This window comes from Candidatus Uabimicrobium helgolandensis (assembly GCF_041508025.1).
In the GTDB taxonomy this organism is placed as follows: Bacteria; Planctomycetota; Uabimicrobiia; order Uabimicrobiales; family Uabimicrobiaceae; genus Uabimicrobium; species Uabimicrobium helgolandensis.
Window position 1 is genome coordinate 9,043,951 of the sequence record NZ_CP165719.1, and the last position, 24,992, is coordinate 9,068,942.

The 24,992-nt window shown below is 34.6% G+C and carries 20 protein-coding genes; 11 read left to right on the top strand and 9 right to left on the bottom strand.

Annotated features, from left to right (window positions below; translation table 11 throughout):
• Positions 1-113: 113 nt before the first annotated feature.
• The 4 genes from UABHE_RS33440 (at position 114) to UABHE_RS33455 (ending at position 4,762) form a co-directional block, all read left to right on the top strand.
• Positions 114-803 (top strand): YggS family pyridoxal phosphate-dependent enzyme, encoded by a 690-nt coding sequence (locus UABHE_RS33440; RefSeq protein ID WP_372367831.1) that lies wholly within the window; start codon positions 114-116, stop codon positions 801-803.
• 9 nt (positions 804-812) lie between these two features.
• Positions 813-3,659 (top strand): protein kinase, encoded by a 2,847-nt coding sequence (locus UABHE_RS33445; protein WP_372367832.1) that lies wholly within the window; start codon positions 813-815, stop codon positions 3,657-3,659.
• 222 nt (positions 3,660-3,881) lie between these two features.
• A complete protein-coding gene (locus UABHE_RS33450) occupies positions 3,882-4,127 on the top strand; it encodes a hypothetical protein (protein ID WP_372367833.1) in 246 nt (81 codons plus the stop codon).
• 5 nt (positions 4,128-4,132) lie between these two features.
• Entirely contained in the window at positions 4,133-4,762 is a 630-nt protein-coding gene (locus tag UABHE_RS33455) for a hypothetical protein (RefSeq protein ID WP_372367834.1), read from the top strand.
• Here the strand turns inward: UABHE_RS33455 and UABHE_RS33460 are convergent.
• Positions 4,753-5,835, bottom strand: a complete 1,083-nt coding sequence (locus tag UABHE_RS33460) for an EF-hand domain-containing protein (RefSeq protein WP_372367835.1) — start codon at positions 5,833-5,835, stop codon at positions 4,753-4,755. The two genes, UABHE_RS33455 and UABHE_RS33460, sit on opposite strands and share 10 nt — an antisense overlap.
• A 361-nt stretch (positions 5,836-6,196) precedes the next feature.
• Here UABHE_RS33460 and UABHE_RS33465 point away from each other — a divergent pair, with 361 nt between their 5' ends.
• Entirely contained in the window at positions 6,197-6,811 is a 615-nt protein-coding gene (locus UABHE_RS33465; protein WP_372367836.1) for a hypothetical protein, read from the top strand.
• A 93-nt stretch (positions 6,812-6,904) separates the two neighbouring features.
• Here the strand turns inward: UABHE_RS33465 and pssA are convergent, their stop codons facing one another.
• From pssA to UABHE_RS33500, 7 genes are all read right to left on the bottom strand, one after another.
• A complete protein-coding gene (gene pssA, locus UABHE_RS33470; protein ID WP_372367837.1) occupies positions 6,905-7,675 on the bottom strand; it encodes a CDP-diacylglycerol--serine O-phosphatidyltransferase in 771 nt (256 codons plus the stop codon).
• A 625-nt stretch (positions 7,676-8,300) separates the two neighbouring features.
• Positions 8,301-8,897: a transferase hexapeptide repeat family protein gene (locus UABHE_RS33475; RefSeq protein WP_372367838.1), complete on the bottom strand. Its 597-nt coding sequence runs from the start codon at positions 8,895-8,897 to the stop codon at positions 8,301-8,303.
• Positions 8,898-9,307: 410 nt separating this feature from the next.
• On the bottom strand, positions 9,308-10,006 hold the full coding sequence (locus UABHE_RS33480; RefSeq protein ID WP_372367839.1) for a glutathione S-transferase family protein: 699 nt from the start codon (positions 10,004-10,006) through the stop codon (positions 9,308-9,310).
• A 174-nt stretch (positions 10,007-10,180) separates the two neighbouring features.
• Positions 10,181-10,519, bottom strand: coding sequence for a PEGA domain-containing protein (locus UABHE_RS33485; RefSeq protein WP_372367840.1), 339 nt, complete (start codon positions 10,517-10,519; stop codon positions 10,181-10,183).
• Between the two features lie 10 nt (positions 10,520-10,529).
• The gene (locus UABHE_RS33490; protein WP_372367841.1) at positions 10,530-11,480 is read right to left on the bottom strand and encodes a type II secretion system F family protein; all 951 of its coding nucleotides are present in this window, start codon (positions 11,478-11,480) and stop codon (positions 10,530-10,532) included.
• Entirely contained in the window at positions 11,477-12,364 is an 888-nt protein-coding gene (locus UABHE_RS33495; protein WP_372367842.1) for an ABC transporter substrate-binding protein, read from the bottom strand. Before UABHE_RS33495 ends, UABHE_RS33490 begins: the two co-directional genes overlap by 4 nt.
• 213 nt (positions 12,365-12,577) lie before the next feature.
• Positions 12,578-15,295, bottom strand: coding sequence for a metallophosphoesterase (locus UABHE_RS33500; RefSeq protein WP_372367843.1), 2,718 nt, complete (start codon positions 15,293-15,295; stop codon positions 12,578-12,580).
• A gap of 196 nt (positions 15,296-15,491) precedes the next feature.
• On the opposite strand from UABHE_RS33500, the gene UABHE_RS33505 reads away from it, so the two are divergent.
• Genes UABHE_RS33505 through UABHE_RS33530 form a run of 6 tightly spaced genes read left to right on the top strand, consistent with a single transcriptional unit; the run spans position 15,492 to position 23,297 of the window.
• Positions 15,492-17,921, top strand: coding sequence for a PQQ-binding-like beta-propeller repeat protein (locus UABHE_RS33505; protein ID WP_372367844.1), 2,430 nt, complete (start codon positions 15,492-15,494; stop codon positions 17,919-17,921).
• Between the two features lie 4 nt (positions 17,922-17,925).
• Positions 17,926-21,225, top strand: a complete 3,300-nt coding sequence (gene lptC / locus UABHE_RS33510; RefSeq protein WP_372367845.1) for an LPS export ABC transporter periplasmic protein LptC — start codon at positions 17,926-17,928, stop codon at positions 21,223-21,225.
• The gene (locus tag UABHE_RS33515; protein ID WP_372367846.1) at positions 21,222-21,656 is read left to right on the top strand and encodes a DUF1573 domain-containing protein; all 435 of its coding nucleotides are present in this window, start codon (positions 21,222-21,224) and stop codon (positions 21,654-21,656) included. The genes lptC and UABHE_RS33515 overlap by 4 nt, the downstream gene beginning before the upstream one ends.
• A complete protein-coding gene (locus UABHE_RS33520; protein ID WP_372367847.1) occupies positions 21,638-22,387 on the top strand; it encodes a hypothetical protein in 750 nt (249 codons plus the stop codon). Before UABHE_RS33515 ends, UABHE_RS33520 begins: the two co-directional genes overlap by 19 nt.
• Before the next feature lie 8 nt (positions 22,388-22,395).
• The gene (locus UABHE_RS33525; RefSeq protein WP_372367848.1) at positions 22,396-22,728 is read left to right on the top strand and encodes a nuclear transport factor 2 family protein; all 333 of its coding nucleotides are present in this window, start codon (positions 22,396-22,398) and stop codon (positions 22,726-22,728) included.
• Positions 22,729-22,736: 8 nt separating this feature from the next.
• Complete coding sequence (locus tag UABHE_RS33530) at positions 22,737-23,297, top strand: hypothetical protein (protein WP_372367849.1); 561 nt, start codon at positions 22,737-22,739, stop codon at positions 23,295-23,297.
• Positions 23,298-23,871: 574 nt separating this feature from the next.
• Here UABHE_RS33530 and UABHE_RS33535 read toward each other — a convergent pair.
• Positions 23,872-24,984, bottom strand: coding sequence for a lipocalin-like domain-containing protein (locus UABHE_RS33535; protein ID WP_372367850.1), 1,113 nt, complete (start codon positions 24,982-24,984; stop codon positions 23,872-23,874).
• Positions 24,985-24,992 lie beyond the last annotated feature (8 nt).

Here is a 24,992-nt window from a genome sequence, read left to right on the forward strand (position 1 = left end):
CATATCATTGATAAATATAAACAAGTAATATATAATATGAGAATGCAACTAGGACGAATAATAAAACTCATACTTCTCAGTAAACATAGGGTATGTATTTGGGAATTTTTATTATGAATGACATATTAACTCTAGAAAGACTTCGTTGTAATATTTCTCGTATCCAAGATCAAATAGAGGAAGCGCGTAGTAAAGTAAATAGATCTGATGAAGTAACATTAGTCGCAGTAACGAAAACTGTTTGCGTTAACACAATAAAACTTCTATTAGAGTTAGGAATACGAAATATAGGAGAAAACAGAGTACAAAGCGCGCAAGATAAATATAGAGTTCTTAGTACAGCCAAATTAACATGGCATATGATTGGTCATTTACAAACAAACAAAACGAAACTAGTGTTGCCTATTTTTGACATGATACATTCTGTTGATAGTATTAAACTTGCCAAAAAAATTTCAGAGTGTAGCATAAACACAACAAAAATTTTACTCCAAGTAAACATAAGCAAAGAGGACAGCAAACACGGTTTTTATGAGAAACAGTTGCAAGATAAAATATTAGAAATATCAACTTTAGATAACATCAAAATTTGTGGTCTAATGACAATGGCTCCTTTTACTGATGACATGGATACTTGCCGTAAATATTTTCGCAAAACGCGAATTCTCGGAGAGAAGTTGCGTGATAAAGGGTATATCAAGCAGGAAAAATTAGAGTTATCTATGGGAATGAGCCGCGACTTTAACGTCGCGATTGAAGAAGGAGCAACACTTGTACGAGTCGGATCTGCTATATTTAAATAGGAATTAGACATGCCAGTATTATTTGTAGAAAAAGGGTCAGATAAAAATAAAAATATAGAATGGAAATCTTCTGCGATTGTAATTGGACGGGGCGATAAAACCGATTTGAAAATTAATGATACTGCTATTTCGCGCAATCATTTTAAAATTTACAAAGTAGAAGAAAAATTTGTAATCGAGGATCTAGGAAGTCGTAATGGAACTATTGTAAACGGAGAATCAATTGATAGTCCTACCTCTCTTGAAATAGGAAGCTGTATCCAAATAGGCGAAACTATTTTCTCATGGTTGGATACACAACCTGAAGCAGGAAGCGATCCTTTAATTGGCAAAGAATTATCTGGTTATTTAATCAATGAACTTCTTGGTAAAGGTGGGATGGGGCGTGTTTATCGAGCACAGCAGATATCTCTTGACCGTGATGTAGCGCTAAAAATTTTATCTTCGAAGTTTACAAAAGATGAAGTTTTTATTAACAAATTTATTGAAGAAGCTCGTTCTAGTGCAAAACTCAATCATCCAAATATAATACAAGTATATGATGTGTCACAAAATGGTAATAAGTATTTCTTTTCTATGGAATATGCTCCTGGTGGTTCTATTCAAGATTTAATAAGCGGAGGGCGTAAACTACCATTAGAAAAAGCATTACCTTACTTTAAAGATACACTTAGTGGCCTTGAATTTGCAGAGAAAAAGCAGATTATTCATTGCGACATTAAACCCGAAAACTTAATGTTGGCAGAAGAAAATATTGTAAAAATAGGTGATTTAGGGCTTGCACAGTCACTTAACGACGACAAAAAAGAAAAAGAGCAGTTATATGGTACACCGCACTATTTTGCTCCTGAAAGAATCACAGGAGGCGTTGTAGATCATCGTTCCGATATATATTCTTGTGGAGCTAGTTTCTATCGTATATTAACAGGAACAACGCCTTTTAAAGGGCGCAGTAGCAAAGAAATTATTCAGAAGCATATTCATGATACACCAATACCTATTCGCGAGTTAAATGCCGATCTTCCAGAGTACATTGAAACAATTATTGAAAAAATGATGGCAAAAAATCCAGAAGATCGTTATGCCAGTAATACGGAGATTATAAAAGACTTTGAACGGGGCAAAAAAAATAGACCTCTTCGCAGACCTTCGCGCATTCGTAATGTCAAAAAAGCAGAAGAAAAATTTAGCGGAAATCCAACGAAAAATGCCATTTTAAAAATTTTGCACAATATATTACCAGTGATAGTTCCGACACTAATTTTTTGTGCGGGTTATTATTTTTTTGTTGGAGGAAAAAAACCTGATAACAATGTAATAATAGACGATACGGAAAATACTGTAAAAAAAGATGATCCATTTGCTAAACAATCGTTTGAAACCGCGTTAGAACAGTATGAAATTCAAGGAGGAAGTGAAGATGTACTCTCACTCTTACGCGATATTGAAACAACTTATAGTAATACTATTTATGCTGAAAAAGCGCAGGATCTTCTAAGAAAAATAGTGCGAGGTTCTCAAGAAAAAGAAGAGCAAAAAATCTATCGATTGCTACAAGATGCAATACAGTATGAAGAAAAAAATCCTTTTGAATACGATAAAATTATCGCTCATTATCAAAAAGTTGTAGACCTGAATTCTAAAAACAATTTGGAGTTTATCAAAGATGCCAAAACGCAAATTATACGTTTGCGCAAAACAAGGGAACAGTTTGAAAAAAAGCAAGAAATGGCTATTGTTTTTCTTGAACATGAAAAAGAAATAGACAACTTAATAAACACCAATCAATACCAAGAGGCGTGGAAAAAATTAAATGAAATAGAGCTGAATTTTGTTGGATTTGACGAAATCAACATTCAAATAAAAGACAAACGAAAAAAAATAAACGAGTTGCGACAACAAGAGCTTGTAACGAAAAATACAGCTGCCTCTGAATTAATTGAACAAAAAAAATATCCAGAAGCATTCGAGATAATGAAAGAAATCAGAGCATTTGGCACAATTGAATCGACGCAAATTTACAATGCCCTTGCTTTAAAAATTAAAAAAGCCCAAGAAAAACTTCTCGAGTCCCGCAAAAATTTAATGCTACTTTCTTTAAAAGAGCAAAAGAAAGCATATGATTTGTTACTTAGTTACAAATATTCAGAAAGTAGAAAACTCTTTACTTCTGTAGCAAAGAAAATAAAAAATGAAAAAGGGCAAGCAACTCTCAAATCTCGTATGGAAGATATGAAACTTCTTGAGTCTCTTGTTGCACGAGTAAACGAAAAATTAAAAAGCAAACAGCACAATAATTCAAGGCGAGACCTTTCCGATAAAGAGGACAAAGATTTGCGCAAAATATTGCCCAAATTCAAAATGTCGCACATTTTAATTAAGTCATGGAATAAAGATCGAATATCTACCTTAGTTCCTTATCAGTATAGTAAAAGCTTCATAGGAAAAAAACTCGACTTGAAAAAATTAAGCCCGAAATGGACTTATTACAATTTAATCAAAAACCAGTGGACTTATAACAGTCAAGATTATTTACTTGCAGCAACATATTGTTTTTATTATCGAATGTATAAGGAAAGCTGGAAAAATTATAGAATTTATAAACAAAAAGGTAATAAGGCTCAAAACTTACTGGAACAACTAAATTTAATTGAAAAAGAAGCAGAAAGTAAATATAAAGAAAATTATCTGCCCGCTATGTTGGAACTACGAAAATGGATAAAGTTAGATAAACAAGGAAGATTGAGTAGCTCTGATCGGAGTAAACTAGAAGTTGCGAAGGATAATTTCAAAAAAGTAGATCGCTCTTATCGCGGCCAATATGGACAAACTTTATTTGCTAAAGATAAGTTTTAAAACTTACTTTCGGTAGAATCGTTAAACTTACTGCTTAAAATGACGAGTTTTAAATAGATTTTGTTAAAAGACGAAACTAAACTTGTGACTCGTAACCATTTTATTTTTTACAAGACCTTCTTTCCTATAGGGAGAGGAGGTCTTATAAAGCAAGCAGAGGATCGCAAAAGATAATATTTCTTTTGTGAAATTATGAGGTGATATTTTTCGGCAGTTGAAATTGTGTCAGAGCAAAACAAAATCGTGTCAGAGCAAAACAAAATCGTGTCAGAGCAAAACAAAATCGTGTCAGAGCAAAACAAAATCGTGTCAGAGCAAAACAAAATCGTGTCAGAGCAAAACAAAATCGTGTCAGAGCAAAACAAAATCGTGTCAGAGCAAAACAAAATCATGTCAGAGCAAAACAAAATCGTGTCAGAGCAAAACAAAATCGTGTCAGAGCAAAACAAAATCGTGTGGGTAAATTAAATATTATGCAACAAATTGTACATCTTGATTTTTTACCTGATAATTGTGTTATTGAGCACAAGATCCAAACCGCACCACTAGCAGAAATGCAGATGATTTGGAGTTTTCTATTTATCATTGGTAGCATTTTTCTTGGTATCAGTGTACAACAACAATTCCCTGTTGCCGCGCGTTATACTAGCACAGCATTTGTAATTTATACTATATGGATATTACTAACTTACCACAGCTATTTTGTTATAGATCCTTCTTTACGCCAAGTCACTTACTTCAACAATGTATTTTTTTTCGGCGAAAAGCAAATGCCAGTGACTTCGTTTGATATGATTAGTCATATCGTTGCACATTCGGAAAATGAAGGATTTCGAAATTATCTAGTGATCGTATACACTAAAAATAACCATACCTCAGCAAAAAGAATACACGATAATGATAGTCTAGAACTCATTCATCAATACGGAACAATTCTAGCAAAAATAATTGGGTGTACATTTACTCCTTTTACAAGTGACAAACAACTTTTGAAATCTCAATATCAACTAAATTCCTTTGAACGCCAAAGAGGATGTTTAAGCACTATTGGTTTAGTCTTTTTGTTTGCCACAAGTGTTTATATCTTTTATCGTTATTTTTGATCTCGGTCTTCTTTACTGATGAAACCATCTCCATTGCGATCCATTTTTTGGAAACGTTCTAGTTTTCCTGGCCACTCGTCTTGAGAAATTTTTCCATCGCCATCACTGTCTAGCATTTTAAGACGATTGCGCATTTTATCACGAAAACCTTTTTGACCACCTTGTTGCATTTTTTTTGCTTGCTTTTGTATTTCTTCTTTTGTTAAAAAACCATTGCCATCAATATCTAACTTACGAAATTTCTCAATGTTGCCCATCCATTCACTTGCATCTATTTTTTCATCTTGATTCTTATCCATTCGCTTAAGAAGTTTTTGTAGTTTTCGATGTGGGTTTTTTCCCTTATCTAAATCTTCTTTGTCTAAGAAGCCGTCTTTATTTTTATCCATACGTTCAAATGCTTTAGCGTTCTTTGTCCATTCGTCTTTTGATATTCTTTTATCCTGATTTTTATCCATCTGTTTTAGCATCTTGAGCCCTCTTTGATGCTTACCTTTATTCTGACGTTGATTTTTTCCTTTGGGAAGTTCATCAGCTGATAGCGATTTATTGCCATCTTTGTCTAGATGATCAAATATTCTTTGTGGACCACGCCATTCTTGCTCCGAAATACTCCCATCACCATTTTGGTCTAAACGTTGCGCTAAATTTTGTCTTTGTGGATTTTTTTGCATTTGTTTAAGTGCTTTTCTGTTTGGTAATTCATCTTTTACTAAAAATCCATCGTTATTCGCATCTAAATTATCAAAAGCTCTCTTATTCCCTGGCCATTCTTCTTTAGATATTTTTCCATCAGAGTTTGTGTCGAATTGGTTAAGTATTTTTCTTTTTTTATTCTTTTTTTCTTTTTCTTTCGGAACTTCAGAAGCAGGAGCATTTGGATCAAGCTCATTACGCGTAATAATGCCATCGCCATTTTTATCAAGAATGTCAAAAGCATTTGTGTCGTTTAGTTCTTCTGATGTTACTTTACCATCACCATTAGAGTCATTTATTTCAAAAAAACGATCAATACGTTGATTTTGTGAATAGCAAATCGTTGATATAGTAAGTAAAATTATAAAGTATTTCATAGTATCTCCATTTAAAAAAATGTTAGGACATTGTTTAAGGCGTGTTGATATTTATCTTCTTTATAATTTAGTGAACACGCTCTATTATAATAAGTGTACGTTAACAGAGTTTTTGGGGAAAAAATAAAATTTTTTTAAAAAATTCTATTTTTTTATCGTCTAAAGTAAGTAGGGCACGTCGATGTTTAGGTTTTTATGTAATATGAGATATTTTGAGATGTAAAGTTGTGCTCCTGAAAAAAGCTAAACTATAAAAAATACAAATGTCAACGCGCTTTAACGAGCGACTATCTAGTTTTGTTGGTCGCTTCGTTCAATTTTATTTGGATATTTTTTAGACCACTTAATTCTAGGTGAATGAATGAGATTTTTCTTTATATTTTTTATTGCAACCACTTTTATCTTTTCAAAAACAACTAAACTTTATATTTTCGAATCTCCAGAACTAGTAACAAAAAAAACTTTAAAAAATAATAGTGTATCTGGAATCGTTGATTTAGATATTGGTTATGAGAAGCTGCACTCAATTTACATTAACAATACCAAAAAAATTGAAAGTAGTCATTTTTCTAAAAAAATAAATATAAAAAATGATAAAAAGACTGCTCTATACCACCTAGTTTATACTCACTGGCTTGTTGGTGAGTTGTTTAAATTAGAAGAAAAGCATCAAAAAATAAACAAAGGGTGGTGGCTTAATACTTCAGAGGTTGTTTTTCCGAGTAACAAAAAAACAGAGATGTGGGTTGTAAATAAGTATTTGTTAAAAAAAACAAAACACTCTTGGGTGGGTGATAATTTGGAACATCTAGAAATGATGTTTGTTTTTATCAAAATGGGAAAAAAGAAAACGCGATTATTTTTCCACATGATAGTTAACGCGGAAGGTTGCAGAACAACAGACGAATGTAAAGAGCAAACCGGTAAAATACTAAACAAAATTTTGTGCTTAGCTCGGTCACACATGAATAAATAATGTAAACTGAATATTTGTTCATCGGACATAATAAGGTGTCCGATGAACAGCCAAACAACAAGTAAAACAAACAAACGTATGCTGATTAGCTAGCTATGCTCTCGCGAGATCGTCACCTTTAGCGTTGCTTCTAATTTTTAACTCGTTTGCAACCCCTGATATTGTATAAATTAAAAACCCTGAACACAGAAGAACGGTGATCAATGAAAAATAGAAGATCACTAGAGCTAATAATGAAGCGTAGATGATAATTTGTATAAATATAGATCGTTTTCTTAGCAAAAAGGCGCCTGCGTGGAGATAGCGAACCTGGCTTATCATTAAGAAACCAAGTAATACAGTTGTGATCATTAGAGATATTTTATAAGTATTCTCTGGAATATAAATACCAATAGAAACCGTTTTTGCCACTAAAACTAATGAAGCAAGAACACCTGCAGCTGCTGGTGTCGCTAGTCCGTAGAAATATGTATGTGAGTCGTTTTCATCTGTGTCGACGTTAAATTTTGCTAATCGTACAGCAGAGCAAATAACAAAGAACAAACACACTCCCCATACGATTTTTTGCGACCACAAAAAATCTTCAGTTACAATAAAAGTTTTCATAAGAAAAGCAGGTGCAACGCCAAAAGAAATCATATCGGCTAAAGAATCCAATTGAACTCCAAAATCGCTACTTCCGTTTGTCATACGCGCAACTTTACCATCGAACATGTCAAAAATCATTCCAAGAAATATCAGCCATGCTGCTGCTAAAATTTTTTCATCAGCAATGTAACTGATAGCTAAAAATCCGCAAAATAAATTGCCCAGGGTAATCAATGTAGGCCAGACTTTGCTATCAATTTTTTTATCTTTCATCATACCGTGGTAGGATTTCCAGCTACCACCCTCCTAATCCAAGTTATTATCAATATAAATAGAGCGAGAGTACTTATAGCAAAATATATACCCAAAATCGGATATATCGCTAAATATTTTTTTATCTACATTTCGTTGTGTACAAATTTTACTAACTGTTAGGTCATTGAAAGTGTGTCTCAGTTTAAATTCCTTATTGTAAAAACGATAACTTGCTGGATCTATTTTATAATCTACTCTCAAAAAGACAATAAAATATTTGAGAGGCAGCATGTCACTTTTTTGTTGCACTGCAATAAAAAAAATGCATCATCGGTATAATTTTATTTTTAGTATAGGGCGTGTCGATATTTAGAGAAATAACCCAAATAATCGAGCTTAGCCTTTAAAAATATGAACTTTCGATCCCTATCCCGATTTTTTAACATTTACAACAGAGACTATTGCAAATAGTAATCAAAACAAACCGTAAAAATTGTAAAGATAACTTAACAAAACAGACAAGGCTCTTTATTTTCGGAACAAGAGCAGGATCGGATCGAAATCAGGATCGACTTTACTATTTTCGTAAAATTTAAATGTTGACACGCCCTAATGCACTTTTCTTTACATTTATTTGTATCACTATCTATTTTGTTTCATCCCATATCTTATATTTATTTTGCATTGGAGGACGATTTTGTGGAATCTCACGTAAAGGTTCGCAAGGCTTTAGTGAAGAGTACAATTCTTTTGGTAAGCCTTGATATAGTTCTGTTCCTTTTGTTTTCCATGCTAACATTTTATCGGGGACATCTTTAATAATTCTTGCTGGATTACCAACAACAAGTTTGCGATCAGGTATTTCAGTACTTGCTTTTACGAAACACAGCGCTCCAATGATGCAACCCTTGCCAATAATAACATTATCCATAATAACAGCATTCATACCAATCAAACTATTTTCACCGATAGTAGCTCCGTGAATAATCGCTCCGTGGCCAATGTGAGCACTTTTGTGTAGTGTCACTGTAACTCCAGGAAACATATGAATCGTACAGTTTTCTTGTACGTTACAACCATCCTCAATAATAATTTCTCCCCAATCACCGCGAATAGCTGCCCCCGGCCCAATATACACATCTTTACCAATAATAACATTACCAGTGATAGAAGCATTCTCATGGATGTAAGCACTTTTATCAATAACAGGTTTATAGCCATCAAATTCAAAAATATTTGCCATACGTTTCTCCATTCAAATTCACTGTAGATAAAACAGTGCATTGCGCGTAGGGTTTACACTAAGATGTGTTGATATTTAAAAAATAACATAACAAATTTGAAGCAGTAACTCAAGAATTTAGTGCTCAAGAAGCAAGAGATTGCGTGGTTATCTTGGTGAGAAGTTTTCTTTCAATTTCTAACATAATTTGAACTTTATGGATCTAAGGGGCGGTTGAAAATAATTTACCATTTTAGATGATCTTTTATTCAGTAGCTTCGTTATTTTTTAATTACAGAGTAAAACTTTACTCATTTTAAATGCCTAGCTGATGTATAAAATCTCTATGTAAAATTTGGTAAATTATTTTCGAACATATCCTTAGATGGCGAACTCAAAATTTTAATCCACAACTCATGACTATGAGTAACTTAAGAGCCCTGAGAATAGTATTTTTCCGCTATTCTTTTTTCGTAATTCGCAAGAGCATTGTATTTTTTTAATTCTTGTGTTGCAAAGCTTGGATAGTTCGCTACTCCAGTGATAAAGGCAAAAACGCTAATGTCTACAGAGGTTATCTCTTCGCCCATTAAGTATGTTTTTTCACCCAAAAAGTCATTCAAGTTTTGGAATACTTCATTGACTTTAGCAACAATTTCTTGGTGGGAATGTCGACCTGTTCCTTGCCCATGTAAAGTCTTTTTTAAACCACCGCGTACAAGTTTCGGAATTATAGGTCGTAACATCGCTGGCAAAGATTTCTGGAATGTTTGTTTTGTATCTTTCCACCCTTCTTCATCAATCCAGCGAGCATAAACTAGTAAGAAATAAAAGTGCTCTTCCATCATTTTGCACATACTATAACTTACTGCTTTTTGTTCTGCAGAGAGGTTTTTGTCCATATCTATCGATTGCTTGTCTGATAGGTATTTAATGATAGTTTCAGAGTCACATACAAGAGTTTCACCGTCTTTTATATATGGTAACTTTTGCTTTGGAGCTTTACGTACATCTCCTAAACGACATTCGTGCTCAATGTCATGAACTTTCATAAATATTTCGCACTTGATACAAAAAGGACTTGGGTCTGGTTTGTTTACAGTTTTTGAAAATTGATATAGTTTAATCATTTTCCTACCTTTACTGAAAGAATCGTTTACTGCAAATAACATAGTATCTTATCGTATTTAAACCGTATATGCATTTCAAGTTTATTTTGCAAATATCGGACAATTCTTAAAAAGAATGGTAAATTAGAGTCTTGCTGTGTATCTTTAACAAGATATAAAGATATTATGAGTACGTTACTTCATAGTGCGCCATCTACGGCGGCGATCTAGCTCTTCTTGGTCCATTAAGCGAAATTTGGCGTCTCGTGGCCAACCAATGTTAAATATACCCCCGCTGCCATCTAAAAGCTTACGCAAAATAAAATTTCTTTGTGAAACATAGCCTTCTTTTTTTAATTCGACGATGATATATTCTTTCCAAAATTCAGCATCTATAGTGCATGGTGTTTCTCCTACTTTTTTGCCATCTACATAGACGCTTACTGGTTGAGGTTCAGCGTGAATTACTATTGGTGATTTGCTACAGCTAAGACAAAATAAAGCACACAAACTACAAGCAAATAAACGAAACATTACTACCTCCTTAGCGACCTATAGCCCTAGTATAATTTCCAAAAAGAGCAAAAATTTGCATAACAATCCATAGCATAACAAGACCAATAATAATTCCTGTTGTGATGCGTACAAACCAGTCCATTAAATCTGCAGCTATTTCATTAGTAAACTCACACATTTTTTTTAATGTAGAGTCTAGTTTGCCAGACTCTTCTCCTACAACAATTGCTTCGTAAACAGCGGCAGGAAATATCTTTTCATTTTTCATAGACTCAGTAAGAGATAACCCTTGGCCAATTTTTTCTTTTACTCTCCCCAAAGCTTCTTTCAATGGAAAAAATGAAATAGAATGTTGCGCTTGATTAAAGGCCGACTTTATGTTGATTCCAGCGTAGTACATGCCATAAATAATTGTGAAAGCATATGATGTGTAGAGATAAATGAGCATGTTATTTATAAATGGTATATGAGCTAGAATTTGGTCTACATATTGGCGACTTTGCTTGTAAGATCGAGCTACATAGAAAGCGGCGATAGGTGTAATGATGAATGCGTATAACGAAATTAGACTTATAAGTACATTTGATAGATATGTTGACATATTTGCAGATATAAGAATTGGTACGTTACCTATAACTATTCCAGCGTGAACGAGAAAAATTGGATAATAAAGTTTCGAAGCAAAGTGTTTGATGCGCTTTGATCTTTGTTCGTGGTACTTTGATAAGTAACGCCAAATCTCTGGTAGACTCCCCGATTTTTCACCAGCAATACTTAGAGCTATTTCTAGAGAAGAGAACGCTTTTGTCGCGATAAGTGCCTTTTGTAAATTTCCGTCTTTTTGAAGTTGATCTGCGGCCTGGCAAAAGCCTTGTTGTTTTGAATTTTCTGAAACAATTTTAAAGGCTTTGGGAATAGAAATGCCTGTTTCTACTAGAGTTGCTAACCTAAAGTATAATTGTGAACGTGTGGCTTTCATTTTTGATTTCCATAAAGTGCAGTTGATACAGTTATAAATGTTTGCGCAAGGTTTGTCGATACCCAACTAGATGCTTTTATTCCGTATAGCTTATTATTTTCTACTGCTTGTAAGTTTTGTGCTCCAAGAAGTTGTTTGGCAATAGAGATTTGTGAAGGATCAGTAAAGATAACTTGCGGGTTTTTTTTAATGAGTTCTTCTATATTTATAGTACCTGAGATATTAAACACATTTTGTCCACCAACCTTCTCTATAATTTCGCTTTCTAAACTTGAATTCCCGATAACATAAGGAGGGCTTTGCGTTGTAAAATAGACTACCGCGACGGAAATTTTTGTTGTAGTTTTTTTTTGTGCGTGCGACTTTATAATACTTTGAGTTTTCGCTATTAAATTTTTTGCACGATTTGTGTTACCGTGAAGGATTAGATCAATGTTTGAGATTGCCTTATTGAGGCTTTTGATGGAATTAATGACTCCATGAGGAGGTTCGCCAACAATAAACACTGGTATATTCATTTGCTGTAGTTTTCCTCTGATGCTGTTTGCGCCAAAAACAATGTCTGGTTGTAATGATATTATTTTTTCGAGATTTGGTTGTAAAGCTTTACCAACAGATGCTACTTTTTGAAGAGATTTAGGTGTATTTTTTGAATGAGCAATACCTACAATTTTGTGCCCTGCTTTTAAGTCGTTGACTATTTGAGCGTAAAGAGCGGTTCCTGCAACGACTATTTTTTGTGGTGGACGTGAAACTGTAACCGTGCGCTCGTGGGCATCTGTAATTTCTAAAGGATAACCCTCACTTTGGGAAGTACTAGGATGGTTGGTTTGCTCTGTACAACTTAATAATAATAAGATGGATATGATGCCCACAAATTTCATAATTTACCTCTACCAGTAACGAGTAATAATTTAGCGATCAAAAATATGAACTACGCAGTGTTTAATCGGACGCAGTTATGGGATTGCGCAAAAATTCAAAATTTAGTTAGAGGCCGGGAGCCAGGAACTAAGAGCTATGAATTAAGTTTATAGGATCGTCTGTCGTAGTAAAGCTAAGCGATTTATTTATAAACACTTAGCTTTACTTGACGATTATTTTACAACAATGTAAAAATGGGAGTAGTCTTCGTCTGTGTTCGTCCCGTCGTCAATTAATGAATGTATGTAATATTTTCCTTGCGGAAAATCTTCGGGAACTTGCCAGTCATAGTAGTGATTAGCATCTTCAGAAAGATCTTCTACTATTGTAGTAGTATTTCCCATTTTGGTATCTTTGTCAAGAGATAATGTAATGCGTGCGTCGTTATCTAGGTCTTTTGCGCGGAAGTAAAAACGAAATACTTGTCCTTTTTTAGCAACAAAAGCATCAGATTCGTTGTCTAGGTAGTATCCACGTTTACCATTTTTCTTGGTGATACGTTCGACAGCACTGTGTGGTTGCAAGACATCTATTTGTGGTTTGCGTCCATCTATTACTACCGAATCAAGTACTTTTCCTTCAGGAGTTAATGTCTGCATTTCGCATTTGTATGGAGATATATCCATTATATTGTAACACAATACAAAATTGTCGTATGTTACACTGTAAGGATTTAAACTTACCCCACCAAATGTAGAAGGCGCACCTCCACCTCCAGAAAGAATATAATGGATGCCTTCTTTGAAACTTCGTTCATAAAAGTGATCGTGTCCATTTAATACGAAGTCAGCACCATAGCGTTCTAATAAAACCACCAGTTCTTCTGCAATTTTTGGGCTTTCTTCACCACCATGACCAACGCCAGATGAATAGGCTGGTCTATGGAAAACAACGACAAGCCAATTATCGCGATGGTATTTTTTAAGATCACGTTCTATGTAACTGTACTGAGTACTTCCCTTTTGGTAGTCAGCCTCGGTATCGATTACCATAACGGTCATTGGACCATAACGGAAGTTGTAGTAGTACATTTCTTGTTGTGAAGGAGCGTTTTCTGGCAACGGAACAAAATCCCACATGTTTCCGGCTATAGAACCATCGTGATTTCCATGACAAGCAATGAAGGGAATCTCATCAATAGAGGAAGCAGCAGGTGTTAGAAACTGTTCGTACCATTCATGCAATTTATTACCGTTTTCGATAATATCGCCAGAGTTTATAATCATGTGAGGTTGATGTTTGGCAATAGCTTTAACAACGACTTGATGGAAAGAATGGAAAGTACGGCTGTCACCATACATCCCAACGCGTATATTGGTATCTTTCGTAACAGGCGCAATAAAGGATTTTGTTACTGAGTGTACAGAGCCAGAAATAACTTTATAATAATATCTTTGCCCAGGAATAAGGTTTTTTGCGACGAGTTTGTGGGTATTATTTTTTAAAGTTCCTTTTACTATGTTTTCCATGTTTTTACTGGCACCATAGTGAAGTTCCGATAGTGCGCGCTGGCTTGTTTGCCAAACAACAGTTATACTGTTATCGAGTGGTAAAGTGAGCCAAGGACCCCAAGTAATCGCGATTGCGTTTTGCCCTTTTTCCATGCGTGCATCAAAGGCAATATCAGTGCTTAAAAAACTTGCTTGATGTACTTCTATTGCTATAGTATTTTTACCTACTTGAAAGTGTTCACCGTCTATAAAAAAATTGGCAATAGACTCGTTTCTTTCGGCGGCATTATCGTTGTATTTTGCCCCTTTTTTTACATTCTGGTGATAGACCGCGACATTGTTGACATAGCATATAAAGCCATCGTCGTATTTTGCGCGCATGGTGATTGCTTGTGGCTTTTCGTCAAGAGTAACTGTTTTGCGAAAATAATAAGTGGTTCTACTGTTTTTGAGCTTTGTTGTTGGAGAACTTTTTTGCCAATCGCCAAACCCAAACATTCCAGTACTCGTTTTCCAACTAGTGTCGTCGAATTCTGAAGATTGCCAATTTTCACCATCTAAGTTTTGAGTATCGTTGTAAGACCAACTCGATTCATAATCAAAAATAACATGCGGTACTTTGCGAGAAACGTTATCTTCAAATGTAATAGGATAACCTTGTAACGAAAGCGTTGTTTCGTGTTGGTCAGAAGCTTGAACACCCCAAAAAATTGGTGTATATAAATAGTTTTTTAATAAAGTTCGCAGGGTAGAAACAGATGCGTGGTGAAAATTATCATTACCACAATCTATAGTTGCTAAAGGAATAGACATTTCTGAGTCTTGAGCAAAAACTATACTATACTTGACTTCGTCGCGATTAGGATCTACTGCTTTTTGCCAAGTGAAGGTAATTGTGTCGTTATCTTGCCCTAAAGTAAAGGAACTTGCTGGTGGTGGACTTTGTAAACTAAAACTCGCTGGTCCCCAATTTTCAGCGAGAGATTGCCAAGTCCCCACTTGGTAAGTGCCGGTGTTTTTTATTTCGAGTTGAACAGTTTTATTTTTGTAGTCTATTTTTAATTGTTCTGTTGGAAAAACTACAGGTTGCGAATTTTTATCGGCTTTATACCAAATATTGATTTTTACATCGCGAAGAGGTAGTTGCCCTTCTTCAAAAGGTAGTTGAAGCGTGGCTATGTTTTTTAGTTCTACTTGCGGTGTAATTTCAACTGCTGGACCTAGAGCGACAGCTGGAGGGTGAATAATTCCCTTGGTACGTGCCATTGAAATATTTGTAGGAGAATCAACAGCTTTTAGTGGTATTTGTAACTTGATACTATTGTATGTTGTTGGTGCGAAATCTAAATTGTAAACTTGATCAGGATGAATAGTCCACTCATCAGCATGTATCGCCATACATGCAATCAAAATAGCAATTACTTGCAAAACTTGTTTCATAACTCTGTCCTTAAAGTAAATGTGTCCCTGAATTTTAAATAATGAAAATACCTCCACTTTTACAATTATAACATAAAAATAGCGCGGTCGTTAGAGTCTTGTTTAAGTGATATTTTTTGTAAAATTTACAAGTAATGGCTATACTATTAAAGACAAGGAGAATATTCCTAACTATTTATGTGGATGGAATTCTAAAATGTTTGATGATGCAATTCTTGGGAAAACGGCGGTGAAACTGAAGTGGTTGACACCAGATGAACTTACTTTTTGTTTACAGAGACAACAACAGCATAAATCGGCTGGACAAATAATTTCCCTGGCAAATATAATGATTGATCTTGGCTATGTTTCAGCAAAAGATTTACAGAATTTTGTTGATAATCCAACACTTGGGCGCTACAAAATTTTACAGGAAATTGGGCGTGGAGGGATGGGACGCGTTTATAAAGTATATGATCCTAACTTGCAGCGTGTTATAGCTTTGAAATTGTTAGTTTCTCAAGGAAGAGAGGCAGAGAAAAAACGTTTTTTGCGCGAAGCAAAGACAACAGCGCAATTAAAGCATCCTAATATCATCAACGTATATGATTTTGGAATTGAAAATCAACAATATTTTTTTACGATGGATTTTGTCGATGGCATTACCCTTCACGATTTAATCGATAAGAGACTTTCTACTAAACAAATAATTGCCTATATGTTAAAAATAACCGAAGCTATTCACTATGCGCATAGCCAGGGAGTTATTCATCGTGATTTGAAGCCTGCAAATATTGTTATAGACACTAATAATGTTCCTATTGTTATGGATTTTGGCCTCGCTAAAGTTAGTAACGAAAGTCAAAAACTTTCAAAGACAGGTATTATTATGGGAACGTTATTATATATGTCTCCTGAACAAGTAGATGGGAAAGCAAGTGAGATTGATACGAGGACGGATATTTATGCTTTAGGAGTTATCTTGTACGAGTTATTAACTCTGCATCTTCCCTTTTCAGGAAATAGTACAGTTACAATAATGGAAAAGATACTATATAAACCTCCTATCAAACTATCAAATTACAAAAATACTATTTCCTCTGCTTTAGAAAATATTTGTTTAAAGTGTTTAGAAAAGGAAAAAGGCGATCGTTATACCACTGTAGAAGAATTACATGAAGATTTGTTGCGTTTTCAACAGCGTAAAAAGGTGTATGCTACTTTACCTAGCTATGAAAAGAAAATACCAATGCGCGTTGTTGCAATCGTACTCACCACGTTTGTAGTTTGTTTGTCATGCTTTTGGTATTTTTCACTATCTCAAAAAATAATGTTTAGTGATTTGCTACACTTTGAAATTCCTAAAATTGAGAATTCTCGATTTGTAGTAGAACCTGAGACTGGAAAGTGGGTACTACGGGGAACAAAAAATACGAAGTATGATATTTCAAAAATAATGGTAAACGACCAAGTTATTGTTTCAAAAACGGATGATTTCTCTTATGAAATACCGTTAAATTATGGAAAAAATGTGATTCGCTTTCTTGTTTTTTATAATGGCAATAAATGGCTTGAACACACGTGGATTGTAAAACGTAAGAAGAGTGATGTTGCGAAAAGAAACATTTCTTTTCGCAATAGCAGCAATACCGGTTTTTTTGATAGTAAAGTGATTCCACGCTTTCAGAGAACGCTGTGGAAAAAAAGATTGCCAAATCGCGTTTGGTCGTCACCTCTTGTTACAGAGTCTTATGTTTTCGTTGGAAGTTATGACGCTAAATTGTATTGTTTGGATAGGCGTAGTGCTAAGATTTTATGGGAATTTAAGGCGAAGGGGCAGATTTCCTCTACCCCAGCTATTCTCGGTGATGTTATTTATCTCTGTGGGACAAATGGAATGCTCTACGCTATTGATTATCATACGGGAGTGAATTTATGGAGTTTACCATTGGGGGCTCCGATCGAAGCATCACCTGTTATTGTAAATAATCATTTATTTGTTGGAGATACCAAAGGGAAGTTTTATGCGATTGATTTGATTGCAAAAAAACAAAAGTGGTTTTTTCAAGCGCGGCAAGACATAGTTTCTTCCGCTTGTTATTATAAAAATAAAATTTGCTTTGGTTCCTTTGGAAGTGCTTTGCATATACTTAATATAGAAGATGGTCAGTTATATACGACCTTCCCTGCACGTCATTTGGTTTACATGTCCCCTGCAATTTCAAAGGACGGGATTGTTTATTTTGGGGATTTTGCAGGATATTTTTATGCGTATAACATTGAAAACCTTCAGTTGTTATGGCAAAACAAATGTGGAGGACGCATTGTCGCTTCACCAGCAATGAATGATAACTTGGTATATTGTGCTACAGAAAATGGCGTTTATTGCTTCGATCGTTTTATTGGAAAACGCAAGTGGTATTTCGCTACTCCAAAAATTGTAGAGACTTCACCTGCTTTGACGCACAATGCTCTTTTCTTTGGTGATTTTAGTGGGAATTTTTATATTGTAAATTGCAACAATGGTGATTTGTTGACAAAACTATCGACAGGGGCTTCGATGACATCATCTCCTTTTGTAAAGGACAATTCTGTGTTTTTTGCAAACTATAGTGGTGATGTTTATGCTGTAAAATTTAGTGAGTAATTTAATGAAAAAAACATTGATTATTTTTAGTGGGTTAAGTGCGATAAGTATTGCGATAATTGTAGTGCTTGCTGATGGCATTCTTGTGACACCGCAGGTATCCCCGGTAACGGAAATAGAAACGAAAACAGAAGCGATAATGGTTCTAAAAACAAAAGAGAAGGAAATTCTTTTGGATAAAGAAAATCGCTTAGAAAAAGTGAGCCATATACATTACAACGAAAAACGCCAAAAAGAATGGGAAATTACTTGTGAAAAAATGCGGCCCCATACCAAAAATGCTTTTTTTATTGAAAAGCCACACTGTATTTATTATTCCCCATATCAAAAAGATAGTGGAGAGTGGAAGTTAAGTAAAACTTATACTATTGATGCTGACTCTGCAATACTAAAAAAAAGAAAAGGTGAGTTCAATATTCTTATTCTTAGAAAGAATGTTCATATACAAGGGTTTTCTGATGATGGACTTGAGAGTACTGCAACAACGAAAATTCTTCGCATTGATTTTAATAATAGAATATTATCTACAAAAGCCAAAATTCAGTTAGATAAAAAACAAGCGGTTACTGTTGAATCGCAAGGAATGAAAACCTATCTAAATTCGAATGAGATTAATTTTTTAGAAAATGTAAAAGCAACATTATATAAAAAAGGTAAAAACAAGGAAGTTATACAAATCAATTCTCGATCTAAGGGAAAACTTAGTTTGCAAAAGATTTCTCAAGAACGATTTGTGATTATTCAAAAATCTAATGTTTATTTAACTGCAGCACAGGCAGAACTAAGGTGTGAATTACTCAGAATAGAATTACAACAAAACGTTGATAAGAAAATGTACGCTCGTAAATTTTTAGCCCAAGATAAAGTTAGGTTCATCGATGGCAACAATCGAGTAACTTGCGAAGATTTTTCTCAAGAAATACGCAGTGATGAAGAACGTATTTTCATAAAGAAAAACGCTTTTATTGCTCTTGAGGGAAATATATCCTTGCTCAGTAAAAAAGAGCAACAGAACATAGAAAAGATAAGAGAAAAACGCAATTCTCAACGAATAGAAGGAGAAGCGGCTAAAGAAATACGCTGGTATAAAAACTATGGTGCGCATATTACTACCGAAAATGTGTATTTTGTTAAAAATGCTAAAATTCGCGAATATTCGCAAAATCAAGTAGTTACAAAGATAAATGGCGATTACTTGAAATTAGACACTGTAATAAGTGTAGATCCTAAAACGCAAAAAGAAAAGCGCGAACCTTTATACCTCCAAGCGAAAAAAGATGTGGTTTATCGCGATAAAAAATTGGAAGCTAAGGGAGAATATTGCCAGTGGAAAAAAATTTCAGCGACGACTGATTATCTTTATATAAAAGGGAAAAAGAATAACATTGCGTTTTTTGATGTTTCAGGTAGTGGTTCAAAGGATACAAAGAAAAATGAGGACATTGTGATTTCTGCTGATGCGTATATCACTGTTAAGCGTCATAGTAGTGGTGAACATTTTTGCCGTAGTAAAAAAAACGTAACTATTTTGCGTTATTTAACAGGAACTAAGAAACAAATTGGTCGTTTTCAGTCGCAGAAATTGGTCATCAATTTTTTACAAGATAAACAGAAGAAGAAACGTTTTTCACTACAAAAAGCAGTGGCTATTGATGAGGTTATTTACCACGATGAAAAAATTAAAGCTGTAGGTGGTGTGCTTACTTGGACGAAGAAAAACAATAAAGAAAATATTGTACTACAAAAAAATCCGAAAGTAATTGCGTACAATGTCGATTTAGGTAGTGGGCAGAGCTCTCTTTTGGGAGCAGATAAAAAGCCGAAAAAATCTTCGTCAAAAAGTAAAAAAGAAGATATCGAATTGCGCGCTCAGAAAGCCATTATTATCATAAAAGATGTTAAAGATCAGAGTTATTTTTTAAGCGCTCGTGAAGATGTTGATTTATATCGCTATCAACATTTAACATCTAAACAAGTGGGGAAATTTAAAGCGCATTTTTTATCCGCAAAAATTGTGGCACGTGAACTAAAGAGTTTAAAGGCAGAAAAAGAAGTATATATAGAAGACGCAGGACGTACAGCATCAGGAGATCGTTTACATATAGAAACCTTAAAAGACGATAGCAAGAAGGTTTATTTGTTTGGTCATGTTGTGGTAATGAGCGATAAATCAAAGATTACCGGTAACAAGTTAATTATTACTGGTAAAGATAAGATGATCTACGTTAAAGAGAATGTAAAAATGTTTACTAATGGTGCGGAAGGGTCTGGTGATCGACTTGACTATTCTACAAAAGAAGAGCTTGCTACATTGTTTGGTAATCCTGCTCAACTACAACAAATCGATACAAAAACAAGTTCTCCTAATACACTTTTTGCGCAAAAAATTATATTTGCTAACGCGAAAAATACTGCAAATGCTTATGGCAAAGTGAAAATGTTATTTAGTAATAATGGCGGTGGTAAAGGCTTAGGATTAATTGTTGATAGCAAAAAAACTTCTGAAAAATCTACGCAAAAAAAAGCAAAGGATTTTCAACTTACGTGTGAAGAGGCACAAGCTTTTTTCGAAAGTAAATCAAGAAGGGCTAAACAAGGTGGTGATCTTTTAACCAGTAGCAGTCGAAAACTAGTCAAATTTATTGCTCAAAAAAATGTCATTATTAGTAATCGCGATGATTCTACTCAACAAGCGACAGGAGAAAAATTTTCGTACTTTATTCCACAGAAAAAAGCGCAATTACTAGGTGATAAAGCGCGTTTGATGCATGATGGTCGCGAGATTTATTCGAAACACTTTGATTTTCATATCGATAAGAAAGAGGCGCATGGACAAGGACCGATTACCATTATTTTACCTCGACAAAAATCAGAGAAAAAAGGTCAAAAATTTATTTCGGGTAAAACAATTAAAATTATCAGCCAAGGAAAAATTTCTTATCTAAATAATGACGAAAAAATTCAATTATTTGATGATATTGTTGCTACTATAGGTAATCGTAAACTTAAATGCCAACGCTTAGAGGTGATTTTAAAGAAACAAACAGTAGAGGAATTAATTGCATATGAGAATGTGATTCTCATTGCTGAAAAAAATACCGTTTACGGTAATCAATTACGTTGGAATGAAGCGAAGAAACGCGTATTTATTGCTGACTATCCATATGTACGTGTAGAAGGTGAAGGAACAAATATAAAAGCACCGATGGTATTTTATGATATCGAAACAGAGTATTTGTATACTAGAGGGCATAATATTAAGGCAACGCGTTTGCCACAAGTAAAGACAAAGGACAAAAAATGATATTTTTTAGAGTGGTGTTAATTGTTTTTATGACTGTTGCTGCTCAGGCACAGTTGGAAGTCCTTATTAGGCCAGATGGACCAGCTTTTATTTATGCAGACTCAACTCTAAATACCAATGTATTTGTTAAAAATAATAGTGATCAGTTTATTAATATTACGCGTATTGAGCCATCTTGCGGCTGCGTAAAAGTTACTGTTGAAAATTTGTGGTTGTCACCTAACGAAATTAGAAAAATAAAAATTGCTGTAGTGCCGCCATTTTCAAAGAACATGGCTCAGAGTTGGTACTTTAGAATATTTACAAATGCAAACAATAACTCTACAACTATCGTAATTAAAACATATATTGTTTACCGCCATTCTCTCAAACATATAGCGCAGTATATTGCAAAATTTATAAAGGTATGCACATGGACGACACTCTTTTAGAAATGCACGAAAATGAAATAGATAAAAAATTAGAGATAGCCGTTGTTTTAGAAAAAATTCACTGTTTTGATGAAGGTGATGGTTTTGGTAAGGCAGAACCTTATTTGTTACCTATATTTTTTAAAATTGATGGCGAGCAAGTTTATTTTGAAACAATTGAAACATTAACTCTTGGTGGAAAAGTGCAGTTGCACTTAGTTGATGGTGGACAACAAAATTTAGGTGTTGAAAAAGTAGATGCAGGCGATATTGTTACTATTCCATCAAAGATTGGCAAGTGGCGGACAACGCTCAAACCCATTGCCATACATGATTATGATAATTGGGCTTTAGCTCAGGGAGTTATTGGTGTTTTTTGCGTTTTAATGGAACAAGACAATATGAGCAGTCGTGTAGCCAAAGCATGCTACAAAAAATTAGCGCAAGGGATTGAATCAGCACTTAACGAGGCTATTCCAAATCTAAATGAGCAGCAACGTTCTTTGTCAGCAGAAGAAGTGAACGACTTTGCTGAATCAATTTCTGAGTCTGTGCAAAGAAGTGTTATTCAAAATCAAAATGTTTTAGAAAACTTATGGACAGCGATTAACCAAGACGATGTTATTGGCTGGGAGTGTTTCATTTATAAGCACTCTGAGTTACTAAGTAAGAAGAAAAAAAGTTTTTCGCGGCGTTGGAAGAATGAAGGTGATTGGAAGATATGTGGAAGTATTCGCATGTATAAAAGTTAGGGAAAACAATGAGTAGTGAAGTACCGGTACAAGCGCAACTTGAGGCTTATAACTTAAAAGACTTAGATAATTTTGTTGCTCAGTATGCGCACAATGTAAAAATACACGATTTTCCGTCACTTAATCTTACTTTGGAAGGGCGCGAAAATTTGCGCGCATTTTTTCGCGACCATCGCTTTAATATTGAAAATCTACACGCGGATTTGATCAATAGAATTGTACAAGGAAAAACAGTGATTGATCATGAGCGAGTGCATGGTATGAAAGAAGAACCAGTGTATGTTATTGCTATATACGAAGTAGACAACAATCTGATTCAAAATGTTTGGTTTATTCGTTAGGAGGTTTTATGAGCTCTGTATTTTTTAATGCTGGTAAGCACCATTTTCCTGATATTGCTCGTCGTATAATAGGCTATGCTCAAAGTAGTGAATGCCAAGAAAATTTTATTATAGGCCGAATTAAGGATCTTGATGGAGTTACTGATATATACGTTGGTGATTTATCGCCTCAGCAACTTGAAGGCGAAGTATCTGAATTTATTCAAAATAAAAATATTACATCTTTAGAGAACTACCGCAATTTTCTAGAAACTGAAGGCGATATAAAGAGATTTGGTTACTATTACCAATACACAATGAGTGACACTTCTATTTTTACCTTGCGCCTAATTGAAGATGAAAAATACATACATATGCACCCAGCGCGCTACTCTCCTCATACTTTTCGTATACGCGGTAATACACTGAAAACGATTATTATAACGACTTTTATCGCTATTCGCGACAAAGAGTCATTTACTAATTTATCTGTTGTTAATAATGCGCGGCAAAAATTAGGGTTGCCTCCCCTTGATGAAATACCAAGTAAAATAGGAACTATGCTCCACAAACTACAAGATTATGTTTAGGTGATAAAAGAACTTGTAGAATAAGTTTTTTTATTACAGTGATGTAGGGGTCTTCCGTTTGTATTACAAATAAAGTGAATACAATCTGGAATAAATTTTTACAATTGTTTGCGCAGGCCGGGCGGTACAATACCGCGTCTACATTGTACCTCATGTATCTTCTGAAGTTAGGGCGTGTCATCATTCAAAATATTGTGTGTTTTTTCGAGCCCGAGCGCGTTTCCGAAACTTTCACTAACAATTTATCAAAGAAGCAAAGTTTCTTTTTCCATCGCAAAAAACTAGTATTGAACCAATAAATCACTTTCTGTCGCTCTCAAAAAGTTTTCGGGCGCGGGCTCAATACTACTGGCGTATCATTAAATGAATCCGTTATATTTTTATCTGTATTGAATGATGACACGCCCTAATACTACAGTTGTAACTAAGTACAGTTCCTTATTTTTCGGTGTTTCTAGCTGTTTACAAATAACAGTATTTTTTGCTATTTGAGAAGAGCTATCGATAAAATAAGACCTACAGAGTGTCTAATTTTTATAGCTACCTATTTGTTATTTTAATTACAACTGTAGTACTAATCATACCCGGTCATTTCAACATAACCATTTCCCGATATTCCTTTTCCTTTGACAGAAACAGCTCCTTCCCAATAAGCAAAATTTAGTAATAACTCTTGGTTTGCTAGGTACGGTTTGATTTCTAGATTTAAATTGTATTTCGGAATTTCAATTTTCCATCGTGCTGGATAACGAATATTACTTTTAGGACTTAACCAGTGGTCTAGAACTGTAATCGAAAAATCACCGTGTTTTAGCGGTTGATATTTACCATCCGCAAAAATAAATGTTCCAGAGGAATGGGGATCTATTTTATTATCTTTAAGCCGTAGCTGGTATAACATAATCTCTCTGCTATCGTTTAGTTGAATAGAAAACCAATCCCATCCTATTTGTTCTTTTCCTAAAACACTAGTACTCCACTCACGATCAAGCCAACTAAGTCCGGTTACTTCGTATTTTTCATTACCAAGTGTTATTGCTCCTTGTGTTTGGAGTCTTGTGACTGAGTAGTAATAAGAGGCATTGCCTTTTCCACTACTTTTTTGACTTAGCCCTTTTTTACCGTTGAGAACGGGTTCTTTCAGAGAGGTCATTTTTAAATCAATACTATATTCTTTTGTTCTAGCAACAACATGAGTTTGTTTACTGTTTTCAATAAACCAATTTTCAATCCAGATCTTTGTTGGATTTTTTTGAGTGCCAGCAAGTCCCATTGCCCCGCGACTAAAGCGTTCACTATGCAAAAAACGCTTACCACTTATGTCACTAACAGCGAAATGTGCGAAATAAATTTGATTACTTACCCATGGAGATTTTCGTTGTTGTTTTTGTGGAAGAATAGCGCGGCGAAATATTGTAAACTGAAAACCAAAACGACGGTTTTTTTTTGTGACGAGGTTACCTGTATAGTACCACCATTCTGTCTGGTATTTGGGATGTGCTCCTTCGTCTTTTGGAAATGTAAAAATACGTGGTTTATCTGCACGTAAAAATCCGCGGGTGCTATCGCTAGAAAGTGCATCACCAACAGAACCTGTGGTTTGGGTCTGAGCTGAAAAGGATGTAGATGAGTATATGGAAAACAAACATAAAAAGAGTGCCACTACAACAGTAAGAAGTACTTTCATTTTTTAGT